28 protein-coding genes are annotated in these 24,822 nt (G+C 32.1%); 22 read left to right on the top strand and 6 right to left on the bottom strand.

Annotated features, from left to right (window positions below):
• Positions 1–169 precede the first annotated feature (169 nt).
• On the bottom strand, positions 170–1,663 hold the full coding sequence (locus ACFS3A_RS02030; RefSeq protein WP_379823635.1) for a catalase: 1,494 nt from the start codon (positions 1,661–1,663) through the stop codon (positions 170–172).
• A gap of 1,029 nt (positions 1,664–2,692) precedes the next feature.
• Here ACFS3A_RS02030 and ACFS3A_RS02025 point away from each other — a divergent pair.
• Positions 2,693–3,064: a hypothetical protein gene (locus ACFS3A_RS02025; protein ID WP_379823634.1), complete on the top strand. Its 372-nt coding sequence runs from the start codon at positions 2,693–2,695 to the stop codon at positions 3,062–3,064.
• A 174-nt stretch (positions 3,065–3,238) separates the two neighbouring features.
• Here ACFS3A_RS02025 and ACFS3A_RS02020 read toward each other — a convergent pair whose 3' ends face one another.
• Positions 3,239–4,039 carry an ABC transporter substrate-binding protein gene (locus tag ACFS3A_RS02020; RefSeq protein WP_379823632.1) on the bottom strand — a complete coding sequence of 267 codons (801 nt, stop codon included), beginning with the start codon at positions 4,037–4,039 and terminating at the stop codon, positions 3,239–3,241.
• Positions 4,040–4,251: 212 nt separating this feature from the next.
• Positions 4,252–5,079 (bottom strand): orotidine-5'-phosphate decarboxylase, encoded by an 828-nt coding sequence (gene pyrF, locus ACFS3A_RS02015; RefSeq protein WP_379823631.1) that lies wholly within the window; start codon positions 5,077–5,079, stop codon positions 4,252–4,254.
• A gap of 258 nt (positions 5,080–5,337) precedes the next feature.
• Between pyrF and ACFS3A_RS02010 the strand changes: the two genes are divergently transcribed.
• From ACFS3A_RS02010 to ACFS3A_RS01960, 11 genes are all read left to right on the top strand, one after another.
• A complete protein-coding gene (locus ACFS3A_RS02010) occupies positions 5,338–5,811 on the top strand; it encodes a Dps family protein (protein WP_379823630.1) in 474 nt (157 codons plus the stop codon).
• Positions 5,812–5,964: 153 nt separating this feature from the next.
• Positions 5,965–6,150, top strand: coding sequence for a CsbD family protein (locus ACFS3A_RS02005; protein ID WP_379823628.1), 186 nt, complete (start codon positions 5,965–5,967; stop codon positions 6,148–6,150).
• A gap of 157 nt (positions 6,151–6,307) precedes the next feature.
• Complete coding sequence (locus tag ACFS3A_RS02000; protein WP_091491510.1) at positions 6,308–6,859, top strand: helix-turn-helix domain-containing protein; 552 nt, start codon at positions 6,308–6,310, stop codon at positions 6,857–6,859.
• Positions 6,860–6,880: 21 nt separating this feature from the next.
• Complete coding sequence (locus ACFS3A_RS01995; RefSeq protein ID WP_379823627.1) at positions 6,881–7,330, top strand: response regulator; 450 nt, start codon at positions 6,881–6,883, stop codon at positions 7,328–7,330.
• 10 nt (positions 7,331–7,340) lie between these two features.
• Complete coding sequence (locus ACFS3A_RS01990) at positions 7,341–9,125, top strand: sensor histidine kinase (RefSeq protein ID WP_379823625.1); 1,785 nt, start codon at positions 7,341–7,343, stop codon at positions 9,123–9,125.
• A 289-nt stretch (positions 9,126–9,414) separates the two neighbouring features.
• On the top strand, positions 9,415–9,984 hold the full coding sequence (locus tag ACFS3A_RS01985; RefSeq protein ID WP_379823624.1) for a DUF4142 domain-containing protein: 570 nt from the start codon (positions 9,415–9,417) through the stop codon (positions 9,982–9,984).
• Positions 9,985–10,020: 36 nt separating this feature from the next.
• Positions 10,021–10,668 (top strand): porin family protein, encoded by a 648-nt coding sequence (locus ACFS3A_RS01980; RefSeq protein WP_379823622.1) that lies wholly within the window; start codon positions 10,021–10,023, stop codon positions 10,666–10,668.
• Positions 10,669–10,707: 39 nt separating this feature from the next.
• Positions 10,708–10,860, top strand: a complete 153-nt coding sequence (locus tag ACFS3A_RS01975) for a lmo0937 family membrane protein (protein WP_143102046.1) — start codon at positions 10,708–10,710, stop codon at positions 10,858–10,860.
• Positions 10,861–10,912: 52 nt separating this feature from the next.
• Positions 10,913–11,197, top strand: a complete 285-nt coding sequence (locus ACFS3A_RS01970) for a YtxH domain-containing protein (RefSeq protein WP_379823621.1) — start codon at positions 10,913–10,915, stop codon at positions 11,195–11,197.
• A gap of 47 nt (positions 11,198–11,244) precedes the next feature.
• A complete protein-coding gene (locus tag ACFS3A_RS01965; protein WP_379823619.1) occupies positions 11,245–11,604 on the top strand; it encodes a hypothetical protein in 360 nt (119 codons plus the stop codon).
• Positions 11,605–11,635: 31 nt separating this feature from the next.
• Positions 11,636–12,007, top strand: a complete 372-nt coding sequence (locus ACFS3A_RS01960) for a hypothetical protein (RefSeq protein WP_379823618.1) — start codon at positions 11,636–11,638, stop codon at positions 12,005–12,007.
• A gap of 433 nt (positions 12,008–12,440) precedes the next feature.
• Here ACFS3A_RS01960 and ACFS3A_RS01955 read toward each other — a convergent pair whose 3' ends face one another.
• Positions 12,441–13,772, bottom strand: coding sequence for a DUF5723 family protein (locus ACFS3A_RS01955; protein WP_379823616.1), 1,332 nt, complete (start codon positions 13,770–13,772; stop codon positions 12,441–12,443).
• Positions 13,773–15,500: 1,728 nt separating this feature from the next.
• Complete coding sequence (gene prfA / locus ACFS3A_RS01950) at positions 15,501–16,577, bottom strand: peptide chain release factor 1 (protein ID WP_379823615.1); 1,077 nt, start codon at positions 16,575–16,577, stop codon at positions 15,501–15,503.
• 315 nt (positions 16,578–16,892) lie between these two features.
• Here prfA and ACFS3A_RS01945 point away from each other — a divergent pair, with 315 nt between their 5' ends.
• From ACFS3A_RS01945 to ACFS3A_RS01920, 6 genes are all read left to right on the top strand, one after another.
• Complete coding sequence (locus ACFS3A_RS01945; RefSeq protein WP_379823614.1) at positions 16,893–17,459, top strand: hypothetical protein; 567 nt, start codon at positions 16,893–16,895, stop codon at positions 17,457–17,459.
• Between the two features lie 135 nt (positions 17,460–17,594).
• Entirely contained in the window at positions 17,595–18,800 is a 1,206-nt protein-coding gene (locus ACFS3A_RS01940; protein WP_379823613.1) for a Shedu immune nuclease family protein, read from the top strand.
• Positions 18,801–18,999: 199 nt separating this feature from the next.
• The gene (locus ACFS3A_RS01935; RefSeq protein ID WP_379823612.1) at positions 19,000–19,683 is read left to right on the top strand and encodes a hypothetical protein; all 684 of its coding nucleotides are present in this window, start codon (positions 19,000–19,002) and stop codon (positions 19,681–19,683) included.
• Positions 19,684–19,871: 188 nt separating this feature from the next.
• Complete coding sequence (locus tag ACFS3A_RS01930) at positions 19,872–20,210, top strand: hypothetical protein (protein ID WP_379823611.1); 339 nt, start codon at positions 19,872–19,874, stop codon at positions 20,208–20,210.
• Between the two features lie 92 nt (positions 20,211–20,302).
• Positions 20,303–21,121 (top strand): PGN_0703 family putative restriction endonuclease, encoded by an 819-nt coding sequence (locus tag ACFS3A_RS01925; RefSeq protein WP_379823610.1) that lies wholly within the window; start codon positions 20,303–20,305, stop codon positions 21,119–21,121.
• A 198-nt stretch (positions 21,122–21,319) separates the two neighbouring features.
• Complete coding sequence (locus ACFS3A_RS01920) at positions 21,320–21,910, top strand: hypothetical protein (RefSeq protein WP_379823609.1); 591 nt, start codon at positions 21,320–21,322, stop codon at positions 21,908–21,910.
• Between the two features lie 191 nt (positions 21,911–22,101).
• On the opposite strand, the gene ACFS3A_RS01915 is transcribed toward ACFS3A_RS01920, so the two are convergent.
• Entirely contained in the window at positions 22,102–22,437 is a 336-nt protein-coding gene (locus ACFS3A_RS01915; RefSeq protein WP_379823608.1) for a hypothetical protein, read from the bottom strand.
• Between the two features lie 111 nt (positions 22,438–22,548).
• Here ACFS3A_RS01915 and ACFS3A_RS01910 point away from each other — a divergent pair, with 111 nt between their 5' ends.
• The 4 genes from ACFS3A_RS01910 to ACFS3A_RS01895 all read left to right on the top strand — a co-directional run bounded on the left by ACFS3A_RS01910 (position 22,549) and on the right by ACFS3A_RS01895 (position 24,818).
• Complete coding sequence (locus tag ACFS3A_RS01910; protein ID WP_379823607.1) at positions 22,549–22,785, top strand: helix-turn-helix domain-containing protein; 237 nt, start codon at positions 22,549–22,551, stop codon at positions 22,783–22,785.
• A 333-nt stretch (positions 22,786–23,118) separates the two neighbouring features.
• A complete protein-coding gene (locus ACFS3A_RS01905) occupies positions 23,119–23,811 on the top strand; it encodes a hypothetical protein (RefSeq protein ID WP_379823606.1) in 693 nt (230 codons plus the stop codon).
• 3 nt (positions 23,812–23,814) lie between these two features.
• Positions 23,815–24,144, top strand: coding sequence for a hypothetical protein (locus ACFS3A_RS01900; protein WP_379823605.1), 330 nt, complete (start codon positions 23,815–23,817; stop codon positions 24,142–24,144).
• A gap of 179 nt (positions 24,145–24,323) precedes the next feature.
• The gene (locus ACFS3A_RS01895; protein ID WP_379823604.1) at positions 24,324–24,818 is read left to right on the top strand and encodes an SRPBCC family protein; all 495 of its coding nucleotides are present in this window, start codon (positions 24,324–24,326) and stop codon (positions 24,816–24,818) included.
• The last annotated feature ends 4 nt before the right edge of the window (positions 24,819–24,822 follow it).

Below are 24,822 nucleotides of genomic sequence, written 5' to 3'. Positions count from 1 at the left end.
TCTGAGATTCTAAGATGCTAAGATTCTAAGCTTTCTTTACCTAAAGACTTCGACTTCGCTCAGTCTGACAACAATAATCTCAAAATAAAAACCCGACAGGTTTTAAAAACCTGTCGGGTTTGCTATTAAAAAAACTTTTAAACTTAGTCCCTTAGTATCTCAGAATCTCTTATCTAACCACAATCGACAATCTTGGATCATCAAAAGCATTTACTTCATCCATAGTCATTCCTAAGGCATTGGCTACACCTTCTCCGTATGCAGGATCAGCTTTAAAGCAGTTTCGGATATGGCGAACCTGAATGAACTTTTGAGCGCCTCCAACCTGTCCTGCAGTATTTTTGAATAACAATTGTTTTTTCTCCGGAGTTAGCAGATTGAATAATAAGCCCGGCTGTGTGAAATAATCATTATCATCATCTCTAAAATTATGTGCCCAGGCATCACCATGAAGTTTCAATGGCGGTTCTTTAAATTCCGGTTGTTCCTGCATCTCTCCGAAACTGTTCGGCTCATAATGTTTTTTAGAACCGTTATTTCCGTCAACACGCATTGCTCCGTCTCTGTGGAAAGTATTATAAGGGCATCTTGATGCGTTTACTGGAATCTGGAAATTATTTACTCCTAAACGATATCGGTGCGCATCTCCGTAAGAGAACAAACGCGCCTGAAGCATTTTATCAGGAGAAAAACTAATTCCGGGAACCACATGTGCCGGATTAAAAGCGGCTTGTTCTACTTCGGCAAAATAATTTTCGGGATTTTTGTTGAGTTCAAATTCACCAACTGGAATCAATGGAAAATCTTTTTTTAACCAAACTTTCGTCAAATCAAAAGGATGAAAACGATAATTTTCTGCTTGTTCTTCTGTCATAATCTGAACAAACATTTTCCATTTTGGAAAGTTTCCTTCTTCAATAGCATCAAATAAATCTCTTTGGTGGCTTTCGCGGTCACCTCCAACTAGTTTTGCTGCTTCTTCATCAGAAAGATTATCAATTCCCTGTTGGGTTACAAAATGAAACTTCACATAATGCCTTTCATTTTGTCTATTTATAAAACTAAAAGTGTGACTTCCAAATCCGTGCATTTGTCTGTAGGATCTCGGAATTCCTCTATCGCTCATTACAATGGTAACCTGATGCAAAGCTTCCGGTAATAATGTCCAAAAATCCCAATTGTTATCAGCACTTCTTAAATTGGTTTTTGGATCACGTTTTACAGCATGGTTCAGATCCGGAAATTTCATTGGGTCACGAAAAAAGAATACCGGTGTATTGTTTCCTACCAAATCCCAGTTTCCTTCATTCGTATAAAATTTTAAAGCAAAACCCCGAATATCCCTTTCTGCATCTGCAGCGCCTCTCTCTCCTGCTACTGTAGAAAAACGGGCAAACATTTCAGTTTTTTTTCCGATTTCAGAGAAGATATCAGCTCTGGTATATTTTGTAATATCGTGCGTCACGGTAAAAGTTCCGTAGGCACCAGATCCTTTGGCATGCATTCTTCTTTCCGGAATTACTTCGCGGTCAAAATGCGCCATCTTTTCCAGAAACCAAAAATCTTGTAATAAAACCGGGCCGCGAGGACCGGCTGTTTGAATGTTTTGATTGTCGGGAACCGGAGTTCCCGTAGCAGTTGTTAATTTTTTGTTTGATTCCATTTTGCTGATTTTTAGTGTTTTATCAAATATACAAACTTATCATTAGGATATTGATAAACAAAATTGATAGTTATTATATTTTAATAATAAAAAATTATTTATAGTTATAAAATACTCAGAATCGGTAATTTAGAAATCTTAACGTATGTCCAACAAAGTAATAACAAAACCTTAACAGCATTACACCGATTTATGTCTGACCTTTGTAGTGTAATAAACTGGTTATTTATTATTTTGGTTTTGGTTAGTTAAATGATGCCGGCGTCTTCGAGATGCCGGCATTCTTTTTTTATATCTGTTTTGTTTCAGGTTTCAGGTTTCAGGTTTCAAGTTTCAGGTTGCTTAACTTTGAACATAATTTAACCGCAAAGAGCGCAAAGTTTTTTATTTAAAGGTTTTACCCAAAACGCAAAGTTCGCAAAGCTTTGCGAACTTTGCGTAATTCTTAGCGCTCTTTGCGGTTAAAACTCCCAACAACTTGAAACCTGAAACTTGAAACCTGAAACAAAAAATCCAGACATTAACTTATATCCAACAAAGTAATAACAAGATCTTAACAGCTTTACATTGATTTATGTCGGATCTTTGTAATGTAATAAACTGGTTATTTATTATTTTGGTTTTGGTTAGTTAAATAATGCCGGCGTCTTTGAGATGCCGGCATTTTTTTTTTGACTAATTTATTTAAGGTTTCCAGTTGCCTTACTTTGAGTATAATTTAACCACAAAGCGCGCAAAGTTTTTTATTTGTTAAATACTTATTCGCAAAGCTTTGAGATAGAAATTTTGCGTCCCGATAGCTATCGGAATTGCGTGAAATCTTAGCGCTCTTTACACTTAAATTATGTTTAAGGCTAAAACATTAAAAAAACAATCCATTTACCAACTATATCGTAAATAAAAGACTACATACAAAACTTACATAAAATTATTTTTTTAACATTTTTTTTTGCATCCCTTTTTGGTATTTCTGCTCTTACTTAAATAATGTATTGAGTAATTACTAATAACCAATTAACTTAAAAAACGATGAAAAAAATTATTTCTATTTTCTCTTTGGGTATGTTATTTTCTTGCGCAAATGAAGCTGAAGCTACAAAAGCTTCTACAGATGCCGAAATTATTAGACTTATGAAAACACCCGATAAAAATACTTTAACACTATCTCAAAGAAAAAGGATTTTAGAATATTTGGATAAACATCCTGAAGATTCCAAATATTTAAATACCTATGATCCTTCTACTTTTCCTAAGCCTCCTATAATGACTCCCGGTTTGAAAGAAAGAATGAAAACTGGTAAATATATACTAGAGGATTATTTGCAAATTCAGGTAGTTCCGCAGGGCGCTCCTGATTATGGAGCTAGTGTTGAAATAATAAAGCTTGACAGTATAAACTAATTTTCTTTCAAGTTTCCTTGTTAATTTAACCGCAAAGCACGCAAAGTTTTTTTATTTGTAAGTGCTTATACAAACGCAAAGTTCACAAAGCTTTGAGATAAAACTTTGCGAACTTTGCGTTAAATCTTAGCGCTCTTTGCGGTTAAATCAACGTATTCTATAGCTAACCTGAAACTAATTCTTCAATCTTTCGTGAAGGATTTTAAAATAAGAAAAAGCCTTTAATAATCGGCTTCCATGCCAGGAGAACATTTCACCGTCTACAAATATCGTTTTGGCGTGATGTGTAAATCTTCCGATTTCGAAAGCGTCTTCTTCTTTAAAAGGATACGGTTCTGATGAAAGAAAAACAATATCCGGATCGCCTTCTAAACGCATTTTCTTTAATTCGATTTCGGGATAACGTCCTTTGTCTTCGTAGATGTTTTTGAAATGGTTTAGTTTTAATAATTCATTTATATAGGTGTCCTTTCCAGCAACCATATACGGATCTTTCCAGATAAAATAAGCTGCTTTCTTTTCCTTGATATCCTTTATATAATTTTTGAAATCGCTTAAAGCGAAAGTCAGTTTGTTATTCCATTTTTGCGCTTCGGTTCTGCAATTGAATAATTGTCCGAAATCTGAAATCATTTGAAAATTGTCTTCGATTGAAACAATATTCGTAACCCAAACCGGACAGATTTCTTTTAACTGATTTACGATTTCTTCGGTATTCTCTTCTTTATTACAAATAATAATATCCGGTTCCAACAGTCTTATTTTTTCAAAATGGATCTTCTTGGTTCCTCCAACAATCTTTTTAGTAGATTTAAAATGAAACGGATGAACACAAAACTTCGTTATACCAATGATTTTATCTTCTAAACCTAAATCGTATAACAATTCCGTTTGTGACGGAACCAGCGAAATAATACGTTTTGGAGTTGTTTCAAAAGAATGAATTGTTCCAAGTTGGTCAGTTAATTGCTTCATATTTATGGGAATGTATATGGTAACGCAAAGTTCACAAAGTTTTTATCGCAAAGTTCACAGAGATTTGAATTAAAGTTTTTAGAAGTTCTCAAAGCTTAGCTAAAGTAAAACTTACACTCTTCTTTGGGAACTTAAGAAACTTTTACGAGACCGCACATAATTTCTTTGTGTACTTTGCGGTAAAAAATTATGTTCAAAGTTAACATGGAACTTTAAACCTGAAACTTTAAACCAATAATCTCTTCCATTTCTTTCTGTACTTTCAAAGCCTCTTCTCTGGCCTTTTCTGCAAAATCAGTTTCTTTAGAAGCGTAGATGATGGCTCTTGCAGAGTTTACTAATAATCCCACTTTATCATTCATTCCATACTTACATACTTCTGACAAACTTCCGCCCTGAGCGCCAATTCCAGGAACTAACAAGAAACTGTCCGGAACAATTTTTCTGATTTCGGTAAAATATTCAGCTTTGGTTGCGCCTACAACATACATTAGGTTTTCGCTGTTTTTCCATGTTTTAGAAGTTTCCAAAACCTGTTTGTACAATTCTTTTCCATTAGTATTTAAAGTCTGAAAATCAAAAGCACCTTCGTTAGAAGTTAAAGCCAGCATAATTGTATGTTTGTTTTCGAAAGCCAGAAAAGGCTCAACAGAATCTTTTCCCATATAAGGAGCAACAGTTACACTATCAAAATTCAAATCTTCAAAAAACGCTTTGGCATACATGCTCGAAGTATTTCCGATATCACCACGTTTTGCATCGGCAATAGTAAAAATATCCGGATAATTCTCGTTGATATAATTGATTGTTTTTTGCAAAGACAGCCATCCTTTTATTCCGTATGCTTCAAAAAATGCTGTATTCGGTTTGTATCCAACAGTCAAATCGTGAGTTGCATCAATTATGGCTTTATTAAATTCAAAAATTGGATCTTCTGTTTGTAATAAATGCTGAGGAATTTTAGCCAAATCAGGATCTAAACCTACGCATAAAAATGATTTTTTTTGAAGTATTTGTTCGTGCAGTTGTTGTGTTGTCATATTGTATTTTTCTTGTGCGGCAAAATTACAAATTATAATGGTTAATGGTTAATGGTTAGTGGTTAATTGTTAATCGTTGGTGGTAATGGTTTCATATTTTAACCCGATGTTTATTCATTTAGCATATCTAATTATCAAATTCATCCATTCTCTAATTATCTAATTCACATTGAATTTCTGTAACTTCTATCAAAAATTGTGTAAGAGAAAATTAGATCTTGAAAGTATCTTTGAGAGAAACCTTTAATACAGACACTTATGAGCCCAAATATCGGAATCACACCAAAAAACCTTAAAAAAAGCGCCTCTATATTAGCCACGATTTTATCTAATGAAATGACCTTGTATGTAAAAACGAGAAAATTTCACTGGAATATTTCCGGAAACAGTTTTATGGAATTGCACAAACTATTTGAAGATCAATATCGAATTCTGGAAGCCAATATAGATGAAGTAGCAGAAAGAATAAGTCAATTAGGCGAAAAAACAATTGGAACAATGAAAGAGTTTATTGATAATTCAACTTTAAAAGAATCTCCAAAAGAATACGCTTCTCAAAAACATATGTTATCAGAACTTTTAGAAAACCATGAGCAACTGGTAACCGAATTCAGAACTTACATTCCTGTTTTTGAAAATGAAACCAACGACGCCGGATCTGCCGATTTTGTTACAGGATTGCTTCAGGAACACGAAAAAATGGCCTGGATTCTGAGAAGATATCAGGTTTAAATATCAATAACAATGGCAATGCAAATTGTTAATTTTTAGTTCTGATTTTTAATTGAAATGAAAATTATGCAACAGTCTGAAAAAGTAATGTAACAAGAAACTGATTTATATTTTGCAATTTTACATTATTAATAACGACAAACAAAAAACATCATGAATACTACTGAAATAAAAGGAAACTGGAACGAGTTAAAAGGAAAATTAAAGCAAAAATATGCTGAATTAACAGATGACGATTTGATGTTTGCTGAAGGAAAAGAAGACGAAATGTATGGAAAGCTTCAGCAAAAATTGGGAAAAACTAAAGAAGAATTCCACAAAATCCTGTCAGATTTGTAAATCCTTACAACTCAACCGGGAAAATACCGTCTAGTAAAAATATTAGGCGGTATTTTTTTGAAAATTTTATTTTAAAATGCATTTAACTTGTAATTCTAAGCTTTTTTTAAGCAAAAACACCAAATAAAATAAGTATCTTTAACCAAATTTCTATAAAATGAAACTATTTATAAAGTTCGACATCAACACGATTTGCTCTCTTTATCTAAAACAAAACCTGGAACAGAATAATATAAATTTTACTACTCTGGGATTTGGAGAAATCGAGATTGAAGACAATATAGATGCCGAAGCACTGGACAATTTGAAAACTAAATTAGCGCCATGTGGTTTTGAAGTAGTTGAAAATCAAAAAAGTGTGCTGGTTCAGAAAATAAAAGATGCGATTATCGAACTTGTTTTTATGGATGACAGCAACAATTATAAAAGTTCTGTGTTTTTGGCTGAAAAGCTGAACCACAGTTATGGTTATTTATCTAATGTTTTCTCAGAAGTAACATACTCTTCTATTGAAAACTTTATTATTTTACAGAAAATTGAAAGAGCAAAACAATTGATCATTATCAATGAAATGAGTCTGACCGAAATTGCTTTTTTACTGAATTACTCCAGTGTTGCGCATTTGAGTACACAGTTTAAGAACACAACCGGAATTACTCCGTCTGCTTTTCAGAGAATTATTAAGAAACGAAGAGAAAATTTAAAATAAAAACCCAAATACCTCATACAAATGCAAAAAAACGCATTACACATTTTATTAGCCGATGATGATGAAGATGACCGTCTTTTCTTTAAAGATGCTTTTGAAGAAATCAAAATCCAAACGAATGTAAATTTTGTTCATGACGGAATGCAGCTCATGGATCATTTAATGAATACCGAAAATAAACTTCCTGATATTTTGTTTCTGGATTTGAACATGCCTAAAAAAACAGGTAAAGAATGTTTAATTGAAATCAAGAAAACAGAGCATTTAAAAGATATCATCATTGCTATCTACTCTACTTCGTCTTCTGAAGAAGACATCGAAGACACCTTTATTCAGGGTGCCAATATTTACATTAAAAAACCGAGCGATTTCAATACGCTTAAAAAAATAATTAATGAGGTCGTGACCGTAAACTGGCATTATCATACTTCCGGACTTAACCGTGATAATTTCCTGCTTCGACTAAAATAAGTACACACCAATGAAGTGGATACCAAATTTTAATTCTTCAAACTCATTGAGAGTTATTTTTGTAATCGCAGTTTTCATTCTGTTATTTCTTTCTTCAATTGCTTACAAGCATAATCAGGACTTGAATGAATCGAGTAAACTGGTTATGCATACCTACGAAATAAACATCCAGCTCGAACGATTAATGTCGGCTATTAAAGATGCAGAAACGGGCCAGCGAGGCTATATTATTACTCGTAATGCCCGTTTTTTAACCCCTTACATTTATTCGAGAGATAAAGTAAATACATCGTTTATTACTTTAAAAAAGCTAACTGCCGATAATCCACAGCAGCAAAAAAACCTTCAAAATTTATTCAAACTCATTACCCAGCGTTTTGTTTCTTTTGAAAACTGTCTAAAATACAGCGATCCTAAAACGTACGACAAAAGAAAACTGGACAATCATATGTTTGGCGGACGAATCTTAATGGAAAATATCCGTTTTAAGGTGGATGAAATGAATGATATTGAAAAGACCTTTCTAAAAACCAGACTTAAAATTTATGATTCTGAAATTTCTTTAAGTCCGCTTTTTTCTATTTCCTTATTCTTAGTGGCTTTGTGTTTTATTTTACTGGCGTACAGACAAATCAGCCGTGATTTTGAACGTCTTAAAATCTTTAATAAAAGACTTTTAATTTCTACCGGATTAATTGCCGAATCTGAAAATATTGGTAATTTCAGTACCTGGCAATGGGATCTGGATACCGATAAGATTGACTATTCAGACAATCAATACCGTCTTCTTGGACACGAACCCAATTCTTTTGTACCTAATAAAGCAACACTTTTAAAATTCGTTCATCACGATGATAAGGAAGCTTTTGCTAATTATATGGACGGAATTGTAGAAAGAAAAAATCTTCCGTTTATCTATTATAAAATTGTTCGTCCGAATTATGAAATCCGTTATTTTAAAACAACCGGTAAAATTGTAACCGACCAACAGGGAAGCAAAATTTTACTGGGAATTAATTTTGACATCACAGACGAGCACTTATTAAATATAGAACTTCAGGAACGAAATAAAGAACTCGAAAAAAGCAATAAAGAACTGGCTTCTTTCAACCATGTTGCCAGCCATGATTTACAGGAACCACTTAGAAAAATACAGACTTTTATTTCCCGCGTTTCAGATGCTGATAAAGCTGTCATGTCTGAGAGTGCTAAAAATTACATCAGTAAAATCGAAAGTTCGGCAAAAAGAATGCGTGTCTTAATTGATGATCTTCTTTTATTCTCCAGAACAAATACTACTAAAAAAGAATTTTTAAAAATAAACCTGAACGAGCTTTTAGATAATGCCGAATCAGAACTGGCTGAAATTATTGAAGAAAAGAAAGCGGTTATTAAAACCAATAAGCTTCCCAAACTTTCGGTTATTCCGTATCAGATCGAACAGCTGTTTATTAATTTAATTGGAAATTCACTAAAATACAGCCGTCCCGGAGTTGATCCTGAAATTTCGATTACAAGCGAAAAAGTAAACTCTGTAGATTACCCTGAAATACTGGAACAGTCCATAAAGAAATTTCATAAAATAACTTTTAATGATAACGGAATGGGATTTGACCCGCAGTTTAAAGAAACTATTTTTATTCTTTTTCAGAGGTTACATTCTAAAACAGATTATCCCGGAACCGGAATTGGCTTAGCAATTTGTAAAAAAATTGTCGAAAATCACAAAGGCCATATTATTGCCGATAGTACTCTGGGAAAAGGTTCTGAATTTACAGTATTTCTTCCCGATTAGAAATTTCCATTTAATCCTTAAATTTTAATTGTAAAGACAGAACAGCTTTTCAATTATTGTAAGAAAAAAAAATCTCTCCATTTTATAAGATCAAAAAAAGAAATTATAGCAAAAGCTGTAATTTCTTTTTTTTTGCTTTTACCAAAAATCACATAAACCATTGATTTTAAAAGGATAAACAACTTAAATAATTGCATTATGGGAATTATATAACGTTTGGTTTTTATGCTGTAAAGCAAAATCTTTCATTCGTTAGCATCTTTGTAATGTAATACTTGAGGAAATAATAATGAAAGCAATTCCCCCTTTAAAAGCTTCGACATTTAAAGTCTTTTTTGTATTCGTATTAGTAGTATGCAGCACTTCCTGCAGAAAAATTAATCCGATAGAGAACTCTTTAAAAAATCAGGCTTTTGCAATAACAGAAAGAGAAGAGACAGAAACCTACTTCTTTATTTCGACGGCAAATGCGAGTAAATCCATTATTTCTAAAAGTCAAATTGCACAACAAAAAAGTTCAGATGTTATCATTCAGGAATTGGGGAAAAGAATTGAATTCCAGGAGAATTTAGTTTTGAATGAAATATCAAAAATGGCCACCATGAAGCTCATTGTCATTACTGAAATAAACGCCACACACAAAAGAGATCTTTACAATCTCGTTGATGCAAAAGGCAACGAATTTAACGATATCTATTTAAACGCCATGAAAGATGCTTTAAGCGACCAGATTGAATTATTTGAAACCATTTCGAGAGAAACAAACGATAAACAAATTCTGGAACTGGTCCTGAGATATCTGCCTGAACAATATAAACTATTACGGGAAACCGAAAGAATAAGAAAACAAAATGTATAAAAGCCTATTATCTATCTATTAACTAAATTTTTTACTATGAAATTACAAGCCAATTTTTTATGCGCCTTAACACTTTTTTTAGCAGCAACATTTGGAACACTGCACGCTCAGGACAATAATGTAAATACCGAATTCGGTGTAAAAGGAGGATTCAACATGTCGAACCTGTATGGTAGTGGTGACGATGTAGATGACAACAACATTTTATATGGTTTTAACGCCGGACTTTATGCTACACTTCCTATTTCAGATTTCGTAGCCATACAGCCAGAGCTTTTGTTTACTACAAAAGGAGCTGAATTTGAATACAATAATGCTTTTGCAAGCGGAAGCACAAAATTCAAATTGAACTATATTGAAGTTCCGTTACTAGTAAGAGTAAATGTAACTAAGAACTTTAATATTCACGCTGGTGGTTATGCATCGTACTTAGTAAGCTCTAAAATTACAGGAGACGGATCTTTCGATTTTGATCAGGAAATAGACAGAGACGACCTTGCAAAATTTGATGCAGGTATTGCAGCAGGTGTTGGAGTTGATTTTGACCCGATCAGTATTGGAGTTCGTTACAATTACGGTTTAACAACTGTTGGAAAAGAAAGAACAGTTGCAGGAACAACTTACACAATTCCCGATGCTAAAAACAGCAACCTGACTTTATACCTTTCGTATAAGTTAAACTAGAAAAAGAAAATTAATTATTAACCTCTAAAATAAAAAACCATGTCTAATTTATTATATACAATCGCAGTGATTCTGGTTATACTTTGGGCTTTAGGGTTCTTTGTTTACAGTTTCGGAAGCATTATCCATATACTGTTAGTAATCGCAATTATTGCAATTCTTCTTAGACTTATTAAAGGTCGGGAAATTTAAAAACTTTAAATCAACAAATTATCAATATTAATCCAATTTAAAATTTATTATTATGAAAACTAGCACAACAATTTTAGGAATTTTAGGAGCCGCAGCGGCGGGAGCAGCAATAGGAGTTTTATTCGCACCGGATAAAGGTTCAAACACAAGAAAAAAAATCAAAGATAAATCGAAAGATTACGGAGATAATATTAAAACAAAATTTGACGGGATTGTAAGTACTATTTCTTCAAACGGTAAAGATATTATCGAAGAAGGAAAATCTAAACTAGCTCAAGTTAAAGATGATTTTAACACACTAAAAGACGATGCTAAAGCAGTAAAATCAAACTACTAAAAAGGCTAATCAATTAGTGAACTTTTCAAACCATAAAACCCTATATCATGGAACCAAATGCAACAACAAATCAAGATCTTAATCTTTACGAAAAAGCTGAAAACTATGCTAAAACTAGTTTAGAATTATTAAAACTAAAAACAGTATGTTCAGTGGCTGACGGTGTTTCATCGCTGGCATCTAAGATCGCAATCGGAATTGTTGTTGCATTTTTTACCTTGTTCCTTAATATAGGGATTAGTTTATGGATTGGACAACAACTTGGAGAGTATTACTATGGCTTTTTTGTTATGGCATTGTTCTATCTGATCCTTGCCGTGATAGTGGTCAAGTCACATCATAAAATAATAAAAACACCAATTGGAAATACCATTATTTCAAGTATTTTGAAAGAGACTAAGAACTGAGATTTAATTCGTTAATACAAAATTCTAACCTATGGAGGCTATAAACACTATTGATCAATTAAATCAAAAAATTCAGGAATTAGAAGTTCGTCAGGACACAGAATGGTGCGCTATAAAAGATCATATTGACGATCTTAAAGAAAATTTAAAGCCAATCAATTTAATCCGAAACACAGTCGAAGAAATTAATGAAACAGTTGGTTTTAAAAGTCACTTAGCACAATCTGCCATTAGTATCGGAATTGGCTATCTGGCTAAAAGATTCATAGTCGGAAAAGGTGATTCTATGTTTAAAGGCATCTTAGGCTCAATTGTCCAGCTTATCGTTACCAATTTGGTTTCTAAGCCACAAAACGAAACTTCAAATGAAGATTCTGAAGAAGAAGATTCATCACAATATTAAACATCACAAGAGTAAGTTGGTCTAACTAAATTTATGTATTATGGAAAAGTTAAACAATATAATAGTAAAAAATGGTGTATACGTTTACTCGAATCTATATAAATGTTTTGAATACACAAGAGTATTTCTAGGTATCTAAATTTCATTATACGCTTTTTGGGGAAAGCGGTTAATGAAGACAAGATCATCAATATATTTTTTTTAAAGGTACTGAGATGCTAAGATTCTGAGATTCTGAGATTCTAAGTTTTTTACTTCGATAAGTAGAAGTTTACGAAAAAAGACTCATTAAAATAGTAGAATACAATTTCAGCCTTTAAATAAAACGGTCTGTTTCACAAGTGAAACAGACCGTTTTTGTATTACAAAATTTCGAACAGCTAAAAACTTAGTCCCGATAGCTATCGGGATAGCATCTTAGCATCTCAGCACCTTAGTTGTAATTTTGATAAATCGGCAATTTCAAACCAACATACACATTCGCTGCTTTGGAACTGTTTGAAAACAAATTCGAAACCAAAGATCCTGAACCTATAAAGATTGGACCCGCTCTAAAACCTGTTCCTACCTGTGTACCGCTGTATTCCATATACGTTACCGGAAGATAAAAACTGAATTGTCTTGTTTCATATCTTGGCGTAAACGTCACCGAATTCGCAATTGTAGTTCCGTTTACTTTATTAGCATTAACCAGGCTAAAATCGCCGCTTAAATTCAGGTAAAATCTATTGTCGATATTCCAGTCAAAAGCAGCGTGTAAAGCAGTTGGCAGATTCGCTTTAACCGCTTTTTTTGATGATGTTTTGGTATAATTGGCATCAAAAAACTCGAAAATATCTTCCGCATCTTTAACATCTTCCTGCGTTACTCTTCCCGTTAAGTTATAAGTGTTTTCAATAACGTTATTATAATTCAGACTTCCGATATCAGTTATCGAAGCTGCTACTTTAAATTTATAACGGTTTCCAATACAAGTATGACAGTTCGTACGATACTCGTAAGTAAAACCTAAATCTACTCCTACTCCTGCCGAAGAAGGATCGAACTTCATCTTATCTCCGTTTTCGTAATCATAACTTGCAGCAGTTCTTAAAGTTCCTGTTGAATAATATTCGCTCAATTCAGGATTAGCAGCATTTCTGTTAAAAGCAACACTAATATCATTTCCATTGATATAACCGTTTGCACCTGCCATTAAATACTTCAGGGTAATTCCACCTTTTACAAAATGGTCGTCACGATCAAATAAAACAGTTCCGTAAGAAGCGCCAATTTCTGCCCACGAATTCGTAACCCCGTTCGGATTACCTCCCGAAATTAAAAAGCTGTTTGAAACGTCTAGATCTTTATTTACCTCATCTACAAGTTCACCATTTACACCGACCATGTTGGTCACGCTTCGCACACGTGTAAAAAGTGCGATACTGTGTACAGGTGTAATGTTAAGCGTAAACGAAGGTCCCATAACATCCAGGTTCAAATTCCCTCTGTTATTGCTTTTAAAGTTCTTGCTTGCGTCAAGATCCAGATTGTAATTTCCGTCTAAAACATCTAAAACGTTTACTCCGTACAAATCGTTCTGTCCTGTCCCACTGGCAGAAAAAATCGTAACATCAGATCGGTATTTAGAATCCACAACTGCTGAAGGATTAAAAAGTACACCCTGAATTCCGGCATAATTGTCGTCCCGAAATCCAAAATACGATTGCGACCGCGCATAAAAAAAGCTTCCAAAGAAGCAAAATAATAGTAAAGTTTTCTTCATAAATAAAATTTAGATTAGGTTGGTTTGGTAGGACAAATATGAAACAAAAAATGTTAAAAAAAAACTTAGCGAATCTACCGATTCGTTAAGTTTTTTTTAGTTGCTAAGACACTAAGATGATAAGGTTCTAAGTTTTAGTTAAAAACTCTTATAAATCTTACTCGCTTACTCACCTGCTGTAGTATTGTCCTTAATTTAAACCTGATAAAGCCTATTAGAATGAATTCCTGAAATTCTGTTTTTTCTAAAAACTTTACATTAATTTCTTAGAAAAATAACTTTTTTCTAAAAGGCGCAAAGGTACAGAGTTGCAAAGGCGCAAAGTTTTCTCTCCAATTTTGTCATCTTGACGAAGGAAAGATAACACTCGAAACTCTACAAAGATTGGCTTTTTGTTTTTCGCTCTCATAGCTAACAGGAATAGTAGATTCTATCAGATTTCGAAAATGGCTCCCCGAATACTATACTTTGCGTTCCAGTGGTTGAAACCACTGGCTATGTTTACAATCAATACTTTTTATTTATAAAGAAATTGTGTGTGTTTTTTCATCTTTACGAAGGAAAGATTACACTCGAAACTTTACAAAGATTGGCTTTTTTGTTTTTCGCCTCCATAGCCAACAGGAATAGTAGATTCTATCAGATTTCGAAAATGGCTCCCCAAATATTATACTTTGCGTTCCAGTGGTTGAAACCACTGGCTATGTTTTCAATCAATACTTTTTATTTATAAAGAAATTGTGTGTTTTTTGTCATCTTGACGAAGGAAAGATAACACTCGAAACTTTACAAAGATTGGCTTTTTTGTTTTTCGCCCCATAGCTAACAGGAATAGTAGATTCTATCAGATCTTGAAAATAGCTACCCAAATATTATACTTTGCGTTCCAGTGGTTGAAACCACTGGCTATGTTTTCAATCAATACTTTTTATTTATAAAGAAATTGTGTGTTTTTTGTCATCTTGACGAAGGAAAGATCACACTCGAAACTCTACAAAGATTAGCTTTTTTGTTTTTCACCCCCATAGCTAACAGGAATAGTAGATTCTATCAGATCTTGAAAATAGCTACCCAAATATTATACTTTGCGTTCCAGCGGTTGAAACCACTGGCTATGTTTTCAATCAATACTTTTCATTTATAAAGAAATTGTGTGTGTTTTTGTCATCTTGACGAAGGAAAGATTACACCCGAAACTCTACAAAGATTGTTTTTTTGTTTTTCGCTCCCATAGCTAACAGGAATAGTAGATTCTATCAGATTTCGAAAATGGCTCCCCAAATATTATACTTTGCGTTCCAGTGGTTGAAACCACTGGCTATGTTTTCAATCAATGTTTTTCATTTATACAGAAATTGTGTGTTTTTTGTCATCTTGACGAAGGAAAGATCACACTCGAAACTTTACAAAGATTGGCTTTTTTGTTTTTCGCCCCCATAGCTAACAGGAATAGTAGATTCTATCAGATTTCGAAAATGGCTCCCCGAATACTATACTTTGCGTTCCAGTGGTTGAAACCACTGGCTATGTTTTCAATCAATACTTTTTATTTATACAGAAATTGTATGTTTTTTTATCATCTTGACGAAGGAAAGATTACACCAGAAGCTCTACAAAAACTGGTCATTTTTTCCACAAAAAAAGCCGAACGCAAGTTCGGCTTAAATATAATTATGTTCAAAAAAAACCTTTGAACCTTTGTCTCTATGTCACTTTGAACCTGTACAATTAGTACACCTCAGAAGCTTCCTTCAATTTCTCCATATTGTTAACCAACTGAAGCTCGGCAACAATTTTCTGGATATCACCATTCATGATGTTTCCTAAATCGTAAAGTGTCAAACCAACACGGTGATCGGTTACACGACCTTGTGCGTAGTTGTACGTACGAATCTTAGCCGAACGGTCTCCGGAACTAACCTGAGAACTACGTTTTGTAGCATCTTCTTCCTGTTTTTTCGCCAATTCCATTTCGTACAAACGAGAACGTAATACGATTAAGGCTTTGTCTTTATTTTTATGCTGTGATTTCTGATCCTGACATTGCGCCACCAATCCTGTTGGAACGTGCGTTAAACGTACTGCCGATTTCGTAGTATTTACCGATTGTCCTCCAGGTCCAGATGAACAGAAGAAATCTACACGAACATCGTTCATATCGATCTGCACATCAAACTCTTCTGCTTCCGGTAAAACCATTACCGTTGCAGCCGATGTATGCACACGACCTTGTGTTTCTGTCTGAGGAACACGTTGTACACGGTGAACACCCGCTTCAAACTTCAAAGTTCCGTAAACATCCTCTCCCGAAACCTCAAAAATAACCTCTTTGAAACCTCCCGAAGTACCTTCGTTCATATCCACAACAGATGTTCTCCATCCTTGTGACTCACAGTATTTAGTATACATTCTGAATAAATCCCCGGCAAAAATACTCGCTTCATCCCCACCCGTTCCGGCGCGAATCTCCACCATAACATTTTTAGCATCTTCAGGATCTTTAGGAATCAACATAAATTTGATTTCCTCCTCTAGTTGCGGCAAACGTTCTTTTGCTTCATCCAATTGCATTTTGGCCATTTCAACCATATCTGCATCGCTTCCGTCTGCAATAATTTCGTTTGCTTCGTCGATGTTTGCTAAAACAAGAATGTATTCTTCTCTCTTTTCAACCAGTGCTTTTATGCTTTTATATTCCTGGTTAAGCTGCACATAACGTTTTTGATCAGCAATAACATCCGGCTGAATAATCAAATCCGAAATCTCATCAAAACGCTGCTTTACATATTGAAGTCTATCTAACATTTTCTAATTCCTTTTATTGGACTGCAAAATTACAAAATTTTTATTGATTTTTCTAGTGGTTATTTTTTGAGGGATTTAAGTTGACTATTTAGTGAAATTATGTTCGTTTTAGGAGCTGTTTCCTGCTATCCGCTATATCTTTTTAGGCAGAAGGTTACGGTTTTAATAAGATCTTTTTCGTTTGCCTAAAAAGGATGCCGCTGCTATCAGGGCTAGGGCAATCATTTTATTTAGTCTGTTTACGGTTTTCCGTAAAGTATTTGGGTTCTAAGACTTTATTTTTGGACACAATACATAACTTCAATAATTATTAAAATGGAAATTAAAAAATTACTTTTTACATTTTTGTTACTATCATTAGTGACAAAAAATTATTCTCAAAAAACAAACTCTGAAACAAGAAAGTTTATCGACAACGCTGAAATAACACAGATTAATAAAGACTGGAATGTAAAAGCAGAATTTAAATCCGGACTTGGCGAAGTAGTTGCTTTTTTTCCTGTTGAAGCAATTGATTTAAAATCAAATAACAAGATAAAGTCGTTGCAAATGGATATGACTGTCTTATATCAAATTGCAGGACGTAATTTTAATTATTTCAAATCTTCATGGATCGATTTAAATGAAGTTGATGAGTTTATTTTATTCATTGAGCAATATGTTGTTCCAAATCTAAAAGATAAAACTGAAAGAAAACAATCTACAACATACATTTTTAATTCAAGAGAGATCACTTTTAGTTTCTACATTGAAAAAAATTCTCGAAGAATTTCTATTTATTTAAAAGATAATGGCTCTACAGATAACGAACATTATTTCTGGACAGAATCACAGGTAAGTAAAATTCCAGAATTACTTACGATGTTGAAGGAGATTAAATAAACCTTCTTTTTACAATTAATCAGGTGTTTTTACTTGGTAATAAATCTAAAATTAAGACGATGTTTACTTTAAATCTAAATTTCTTTTTTGAAGATAAATTTAATATTGATTTAGGAAAATTTTATTTTATTTAAGATGGATGAAGAATTAAATCAAGATGCATATCATGCATCACAGCGTACAGTTGGTAAAACATATTTTTCAAAGAGTTTCAAAACTCCATACTCTAATTTTATGAAAAAGTTTGCTAATAAAATTTTAGACTTTCAAGACAATGAATATCTTTTAAAAGATGAAAAAACTTTAGGACACTCTTCAAATGGACTACGACAACTTAAAGCTCTTTTTCTGCATGATGATAGTCGTTTTATAGAAAAATTAGTAATTCAGCAATTTGACTTAAAAAACAGTCCTTTAAAAAATGCTCCTAAAGAAGCATCGTTTCGTGGTCAAGAAGTTGAAAATCTTTATAAATTTTTAAAAAGCATAAAAGAAGTTGAATTCCCAAACAGTAGTACATTTAATGTTACTGATGCAGAATTATCTAAAATGCTTCTTAATAAGAATCAGGCAATGAAATTAATCTCTGAAAATTTAGAAATCCTTCAAGAAGCTTTAAATAACAATATAACTACTAGAGATATCATAAATTTTGGTTATCGCAAAGCTCAACTTGAAATCTTTGAGAAACTTCTTTATAAAGAAAATTATTTTGCTGAATATAAATTATCTCTAAAAGAAGAACTAAATATCAATCAAGGAGACGAAGCTGTTTGGCAAAAATTCTTCGAAAAAAACACTTGGATTCTAGGTTATGGATTGGATTATATTTTTAACACTGAACTTAACAGTAAAAAACTAGAGCAAATAACCGCAGGTTCAGATTTTACCTCTAAAGGAAAAAGAATTGATGCTTTATTAAAATCCAAAGGAGCAATTAATTCTCTTTGTTTTTGCGAATTAAAACTAGACACTCATCCTTTGCTAAAAAAAGTAAAGAATGCATATCGAGAAGAATCTTGGCAAATTTCAGATGAATTAAGCGGTGCCATAGCTCAAGTCCAAAGAACACTTCAGAAGGCAATCACAGAGATTTCTACAAAAACGGAAATTAAAGATTCGGAAGATTATTTGACAGGTGAAACATTGTATCTATACAACCCTAAAGCTTTTATACTTATAGGAAATTTGAAAGAGTTTAAAAAAGATGATAAAATAAACGAAATAAAATTTTCGCCATTTGAAATATTTAGAAAAAGCTTAAAGAATATTGACATACTTACTTATGATGAATTATATCAAAGAGCCTATTATATCTGTCATAAAAAAGAAATTGATTAAAAAATTTATTATAAAAAAATCAACTTTAATAATTAAGCTAAATATTCCACTACCTCTTTACTGGCACGAGCGTCTCGCTCGTTAATGCAATCTGAATAATTCTAAAAAATATTAACAACTTATACAAATGTAAAAACTTATATCACATAATGTAGGTAACAAAAAACAAATAAATTTCTAAATTAAGTTTTCATAAATTATGAATAAACAAATCAAACCAGAGAAAATAACTAGGCCTATTCAATTATTAGCCGCTTGGCTAATAGGTTTAATCTTGATAAACACTGCTTTTTTAACCGCAGCATCACAAATTAATAAACCAGATTGGGCTTCTGGACTTTTAATAATTTCTTCCGTTGTTAATGTCCCCCTATTTCTATGTAGTATTTTTCTTTTGCAAACTAAATTTAGACCTGAAATGCAAGAAGATACTTTTTATTCAAAATATCTAGAAAGAAAATATAATGGAGAGAATGAAAAACAGTTAACAAGTAAGCAAAAAACTAATATTGAAAAAGAAAGTAAAGTTACAGCTGAACTTATATCAAAAGAATTAGGAGATGTACAACCAAATGATAAGAAGGCTAAAATTGAAACAATATTAAAAAATAGAGATAAAGAAAGACTTAAGAAAAAAATTGGAGATTCAAGAGCACTTTCCCAATTATTCATGTATCAAGATAAATGGGAATCATTTATTAAGAATTGGAAGGATGATAAAAGTTTTAACAGAGATATTGAAGAATTATTTTTTTTCGATGCTATAAAAGGTGATATAAATCATCCTGAGAAAATATCTTTGACAAGATTAGGTAAGGAGATAGCAGAAATACTCTTTGAAGAAAATTTACTTTGGAACCAAAAACATAATTCTGTAGTATAAAGTCCCCTCGCTGGCGCGAGCGTCTCGCTCGTGAACGCAATCAAACTATGCAGGCACGAGCGCGACGCTATCGTTAGCGGGTACATAACAGGATTTAATATTATTAGCCTGTAGGATTAATGCGCTATACGAATAATTACCAATAAAAAACAGACTAGATAATAATGGATGCAGAAATGAAAAGTATTATGGCACTAAATCAATTTAAAAGTGCTATCAAAAACAAAACAGAATTTGGAAATGATGGTTATAAATTTGAAGGTTTAGTAACTTATTCGGCTAAAGGGAAAATTGAAACGGAAATACTAGATGTAGTGTTAATTGTAGGAGGTTTTGAACCAACAATTAAATTAGACATTGACTTTAAAGGCAGAATCTTAACAAGTACAAAATATCATTTAGATTTCAATCCTAAATTTTCTAAAAATACTCTATTTGTATTTGATGAATCAAAAAAATCAATAACAATTACAGGTACAAATTCTCCAAAATTAGGAGACTACGAAGTTACAATTGTTGAAGCTTAAAAAAGGAACCCTGCTCTCCAAAGAGCTCCTTAAACAGCTACGCTATTTTCATAAAAATCAAATTTTATAAAAGTCTTTAATCTTCTTTAATCATGAACTATAGAGAAAAAACTATTAAGCATCTAGAAAAACACAAAATAGAAACATACCCCGATTTGGGTGATGGAGTTTATAGAAAAAAAGACGGTTATAAACACATACTTCCAAAAGAACATCAGGAGAAAAACTTCCTTCAAATTTATCGAGAAAATATTCTGCAAAGCAATTTATATGACGCAAATAAACTTCATATCTATTTTTCTCATTTGAATTCTTCACAAGCTATGTGCTTCAATTTCTTTTATCCACTTTATCATGAAAGAAAACTAGAACTAGTTTTAGATTCGCTTGGAATAAAAAATGAAAAAATCAATTACAGCACTGTTTGCTTTGAGAAAGATGGGAAAGACAAGTGTGAAATTAAAAACTATAGACCTACTAGTTTTGACTTCTATTTTGAAACTCAAAACGAAAAGAAATTCTTCTTTGAAATTAAATATACTGAAGCGGAATTCGGGAGTGCAAAAAATGATATTTCCCATCAGGAAAAATTTAATACTGTTTATTCAAAATTCGTTAATGCTTTAAATGATGATTTTAAAACTATAGAGGCGTTTCTAAAAAAATATCAAATATGCAGAAATCTTATTCATATTGAAGAAAACTCCTTTGTCGTATTTGTGTATCCTGAAGCCAATAAAAAAATTCGAGAAGGTGCTGAAAGTGCAAAAGAAATTATAAACTTAAATTATAGTAATAACTTTAAATGCATTAATTGGGAAACATTATTTCAGAATATTAATGATTCTATTGAAGAGAAAAAGCTCAAAGATCATTTTAATGATTTTAAAAGTAAATATTTTCACTCGTAAAAACAATCTGTTTTTTCCCGGTCACCCCCGCTGGCGCGAGCGTCTCGCTCGTGAACACAATCTAAGTCACTTTTAAAAATAACTTTGCGAGCCCGAGCGAGACGCTCGCACCAGCAAGGAGTATATTTACAGAAAACAAACCAATCTTTGCGAACATTACAAGATGACTTTAAATAATTAAAAGAACCAAAAAACTAAATGAATCTAAAAAACCATTCCTTTTTTAAAAAGTACCGATATTTTAAATACTTTTTATTGGTACATCTGTTTTTTTCAGTACTTATTTTTATTTCACAATTAGTTCATGGCGTTATAAATGGCTCTATTATAGAACAAATTAAAAAACCGTATCAAAATTACACCGCATTATCAAACCCTGAGAAATACTTAAAAACTGATTTTTTTGTACTTGATACTGCTTTTACTGAAAAATCATCTTCGGACAAAAATAGCAGCTCCGTTGATACCTTTATTAAGGGTAATTTATTGCATTCAAAAACTAAAAAAGAAATAATTTATCAAGGAAATCATCTAGCTGTTTTTTATAGAGAACGCTTAAAAATGTTCGAAAACGGTGATTTAAAGTATGTATCAATAAAAAAGAAAAAAATCATACCCGTCTGGAAAAGCATACTTAACGATACTCTTTTTTTAAAGAGTAAAAAACATTTGAGTGATCAAAAAGCTAATGCAATAACGATTATATATGTTGAATTTTCTATTATTCTGATTATTATAATTTTAGTGTTTTTGAAAAATAAATCAAAATTGCTTTCTAACAATCTCTAAAAATGAAAGAAACCAAACCAAAAGAAAAAATTGGTTCATTTTTTTTTGTAGAAACCTTACTTGATTTTATTTTAATATCAAAATAAAAAATGCGCAATGGATTAAAATAAATTAAATTCTTTGGTTCTTATTCCTCGAAAAAATCTAATAAAAAAACTGCGCAAATGTTAGGAACATTTGCGCAGTTTTTTTCAAAAATCCCCCTCCAAATAAACCTTATGCAAATCATCCAACAATTCCATTTCTTCTTCTGGTAAAAGTTGCAGCGCGATTTCTAGTAAAGTCATTACATTAATATTTTGGTCTTTTGTAAAACTGGAAAAACTTTTGGCTTCTGGATTAAGCAAGATAATACTGGCTTTAAGCAAATCTGAAACCATCATGTTTAATTCGTTATATGAAGATACTTTTAACGGTATGGTAAACGAATCATCCTTTTTATGCTCTGGTTTTAGTTTGGTAAAATAGTTTGATTTCGTCATTAATTCTAGTAATGCTTCCCTTTTTTCTTCATTTTTCATTTCCATTTTATATAAGATTTAATTTACAATTTTAAACAAATATATAAAATTTCGGTTGTAAACAATCGATTTTTAACAATACTATCAAAACAATCCATTACTTGTAATTTCATTTCTATGAAAAGAGAAAGAAAAAGTGAAATTCCTCAAGTAGTAAAAGAACTTGGAGTAAAGATTAAAGATGTGATTAACAGCAATGAATTAAAGACAAGAGAAGTTGCTCATGATGCTGAAATGGATGTTGAAAATTTAAGAAAATACATTAAAGGTTCACAGGAAATGAAAATTGGAACTTTGTTTAAAATTGCACAAGCATTAAAAATTCATCCAAGTGAATTAATTAAGGATTTGTAAAAATTAATACTAATTAAAACTTAAACGTACATTTTAATTTCAAATCTTAGTAATTCATAAATATGGAAAAATCGAAAAGTTAATTTCATTACTATTCATCCTATGACAAAAAAGAAAAACTGGCTCAAAATATTTGTAGACAACTTACTTGATTTAATTTTAAGCTGGAAATAATAATAAACAGTTCGTCATACATCCAGCTTTTAGAATTGCCTTTTCATAACTTTCGTACTTATTAAAAATCCTAAACCACAAAACACCAATTGTAATCCCAGAAAAATTTGTAAGAATACGTTTTGTTTCTATCTTTAGTCTTTAGAAAATCAAAAAGACATGAATAAACCCAACAGAATCTATTTTTTAGAAAATCCGTATCCAAACGGTCACGCTTTAGAAGAATTTGAATGGAGCGGCAGAATTGAAGAAGACGAATCCATTTGGTTTGATTTTCATTTAAAAACCGAGAATTATTACACAGAAGACGACACCAAGCTTAACGACGAAGAAGATGAGGACGCTGATAGCGACTGGGAGTCTAAAGGAGTCTGGGAAAATTTTCATCGTTGTACGATGTCTTCGACTTTTTGGGGCGATAACGGAATTAAAATCAATACCTCATCTCAAAAAGCTGTTTTTAATGATTTTATAAAAGACGCTTTACTAGCAGATACTTTTCCTCTTGATGCCGATTATGATTATGATGATATTGCTTTCGGAATCTATTTATTAGGACACGACAGTTGTGCTAATCACAGCATTAAAATCACGCCCAAAACTCCAAATCAATTTGATATTGACTGGTCCGGAAAAATCGCTCTGACTTATGTTGGCAACTACGAATTTAAATATGATTTTAAACTGCATCTTCAAAATGTCGAATTTGATGGTTTTTATTATCCTAAAACCTGGTCATTAGAAAAAGCCGGCGAGTTCTTTAAAACCCGTTTCGCAGATTTTGAAGATTATGAATTTGTTGATCTTAATCCAAAAAGCAATAAACGTGAATATAAGTTTAAAAAGAAGTAGTGTATGAAAAAGAATATTTTATCTGCCATAATTATCTTTTTCATTGGAATTTCTGTTTGTCTTACTTCTTGCAAAGAAAAAAACAAGGACGAAATAAAAATCACAGAAAAACAGGCACTCCATATTGCTAAACGATATGGTATTTATGGACAGAATGTAGAGATATTCTTTAAAACTTATACCTACTCAAAAACCAGCTTAGGTTATCAAAAGGGAAAAAGAAAATTGTATTATTGGGATGTCTCCAAAAAATGCAATCATTGCCCATTTATACAAATTGATGCCATTACAGGAAATGTATTTTCTGAAGGTAAATACAATTATGTATATTAAAAGATGAAAGATAACATTGAAAAAAATATACAAAATCTAACTACACCATTACTTGAATTGGTAAGACTAAAATGCTGGAATAATATTTCGAACAATGTAGTATTTGTTTTATCTAATATTTCGGAAATAAAAGGTGAAAACTTTTTTGCTCAGCGACTCAACAGAAATAAAAGTAAATCATGGAAAATTTTGACTGGACTTCTTTCACCAAAAAAATAGCCATTAAAGCGAAACTCAGCGATATTTATAACGCTTGGACAACTGCGAATGAACTGGAAAAATGGTTTCTGGAAAAAGTATCTTTTTTTGATGCCAATCAGAAACCAATTGACAAAGATCAAAACGTTACGGAAGGAAATACTTATGAATGGTTTTGGTATTTGTACAATGATGCCATGAAAGGTAAAATTACTGCTGTCAACGGAAAAGACTATTTACAGTTTACGTTTGAAGGAAATTGTCTAATAGATATTAAACTAAGCGAGAGCAATGGCTATACGATGGTAGAACTCCGTCATCATAATATTCCAACAGATAATTCGTCTAAACAATACATTAGACTGGGCTGTTCCAATGGCTGGCATTTTTATTTGATAAATCTAAAATCGGTTTACGAAGGTGGTTTGGATTTGCGTAATAAGGATGAGAATTTGAATCCAATGATTAATAATTAAGTTA

It is taken from the genome of Flavobacterium notoginsengisoli, assembly GCF_042686225.1.
Classification (GTDB): domain Bacteria; phylum Bacteroidota; class Bacteroidia; order Flavobacteriales; family Flavobacteriaceae; genus Flavobacterium; species Flavobacterium notoginsengisoli.
This window is presented reverse-complemented; position numbering and strand designations above follow the sequence as displayed.

What these genes read in the sequence shown, in the direction of transcription:
- ACFS3A_RS01925 (WP_379823610.1), top strand. Translation starts at nt 20,303, where the DNA reads ATGAACTATAGAGAAAAAACTATTAAGCATCTAGAAAAACACAAAATA.
- ACFS3A_RS01980 (WP_379823622.1), top strand. Translation starts at nt 10,021, where the DNA reads ATGAAATTACAAGCCAATTTTTTATGCGCCTTAACACTTTTTTTAGCA.
- ACFS3A_RS01970 (WP_379823621.1), top strand. Translation starts at nt 10,913, where the DNA reads ATGAAAACTAGCACAACAATTTTAGGAATTTTAGGAGCCGCAGCGGCG.
- ACFS3A_RS01995 (WP_379823627.1), top strand. Translation starts at nt 6,881, where the DNA reads ATGCAAAAAAACGCATTACACATTTTATTAGCCGATGATGATGAAGAT.
- ACFS3A_RS02025 (WP_379823634.1), top strand. Translation starts at nt 2,693, where the DNA reads ATGAAAAAAATTATTTCTATTTTCTCTTTGGGTATGTTATTTTCTTGC.
- pyrF (WP_379823631.1), bottom strand. Translation starts at nt 5,079, where the DNA reads ATGACAACACAACAACTGCACGAACAAATACTTCAAAAAAAATCATTT.
- ACFS3A_RS01975 (WP_143102046.1), top strand. Translation starts at nt 10,708, where the DNA reads ATGTCTAATTTATTATATACAATCGCAGTGATTCTGGTTATACTTTGG.
- ACFS3A_RS01990 (WP_379823625.1), top strand. Translation starts at nt 7,341, where the DNA reads ATGAAGTGGATACCAAATTTTAATTCTTCAAACTCATTGAGAGTTATT.
- ACFS3A_RS01920 (WP_379823609.1), top strand. Translation starts at nt 21,320, where the DNA reads ATGAATCTAAAAAACCATTCCTTTTTTAAAAAGTACCGATATTTTAAA.
- ACFS3A_RS02030 (WP_379823635.1), bottom strand. Translation starts at nt 1,663, where the DNA reads ATGGAATCAAACAAAAAATTAACAACTGCTACGGGAACTCCGGTTCCC.
- ACFS3A_RS01960 (WP_379823618.1), top strand. Translation starts at nt 11,636, where the DNA reads ATGGAGGCTATAAACACTATTGATCAATTAAATCAAAAAATTCAGGAA.
- ACFS3A_RS01895 (WP_379823604.1), top strand. Translation starts at nt 24,324, where the DNA reads ATGGAAAATTTTGACTGGACTTCTTTCACCAAAAAAATAGCCATTAAA.
- ACFS3A_RS01945 (WP_379823614.1), top strand. Translation starts at nt 16,893, where the DNA reads ATGGAAATTAAAAAATTACTTTTTACATTTTTGTTACTATCATTAGTG.
- ACFS3A_RS01915 (WP_379823608.1), bottom strand. Translation starts at nt 22,437, where the DNA reads ATGGAAATGAAAAATGAAGAAAAAAGGGAAGCATTACTAGAATTAATG.
- ACFS3A_RS01940 (WP_379823613.1), top strand. Translation starts at nt 17,595, where the DNA reads ATGGATGAAGAATTAAATCAAGATGCATATCATGCATCACAGCGTACA.
- ACFS3A_RS01930 (WP_379823611.1), top strand. Translation starts at nt 19,872, where the DNA reads ATGGCACTAAATCAATTTAAAAGTGCTATCAAAAACAAAACAGAATTT.
- ACFS3A_RS01900 (WP_379823605.1), top strand. Translation starts at nt 23,815, where the DNA reads ATGAAAAAGAATATTTTATCTGCCATAATTATCTTTTTCATTGGAATT.
- ACFS3A_RS01985 (WP_379823624.1), top strand. Translation starts at nt 9,415, where the DNA reads ATGAAAGCAATTCCCCCTTTAAAAGCTTCGACATTTAAAGTCTTTTTT.
- ACFS3A_RS02020 (WP_379823632.1), bottom strand. Translation starts at nt 4,039, where the DNA reads ATGAAGCAATTAACTGACCAACTTGGAACAATTCATTCTTTTGAAACA.
- ACFS3A_RS02010 (WP_379823630.1), top strand. Translation starts at nt 5,338, where the DNA reads ATGAGCCCAAATATCGGAATCACACCAAAAAACCTTAAAAAAAGCGCC.
- ACFS3A_RS02000 (WP_091491510.1), top strand. Translation starts at nt 6,308, where the DNA reads ATGAAACTATTTATAAAGTTCGACATCAACACGATTTGCTCTCTTTAT.
- ACFS3A_RS01965 (WP_379823619.1), top strand. Translation starts at nt 11,245, where the DNA reads ATGGAACCAAATGCAACAACAAATCAAGATCTTAATCTTTACGAAAAA.
- prfA (WP_379823615.1), bottom strand. Translation starts at nt 16,577, where the DNA reads ATGTTAGATAGACTTCAATATGTAAAGCAGCGTTTTGATGAGATTTCG.
- ACFS3A_RS01910 (WP_379823607.1), top strand. Translation starts at nt 22,549, where the DNA reads ATGAAAAGAGAAAGAAAAAGTGAAATTCCTCAAGTAGTAAAAGAACTT.
- ACFS3A_RS01935 (WP_379823612.1), top strand. Translation starts at nt 19,000, where the DNA reads ATGAATAAACAAATCAAACCAGAGAAAATAACTAGGCCTATTCAATTA.
- ACFS3A_RS02005 (WP_379823628.1), top strand. Translation starts at nt 5,965, where the DNA reads ATGAATACTACTGAAATAAAAGGAAACTGGAACGAGTTAAAAGGAAAA.
- ACFS3A_RS01955 (WP_379823616.1), bottom strand. Translation starts at nt 13,772, where the DNA reads ATGAAGAAAACTTTACTATTATTTTGCTTCTTTGGAAGCTTTTTTTAT.
- ACFS3A_RS01905 (WP_379823606.1), top strand. Translation starts at nt 23,119, where the DNA reads ATGAATAAACCCAACAGAATCTATTTTTTAGAAAATCCGTATCCAAAC.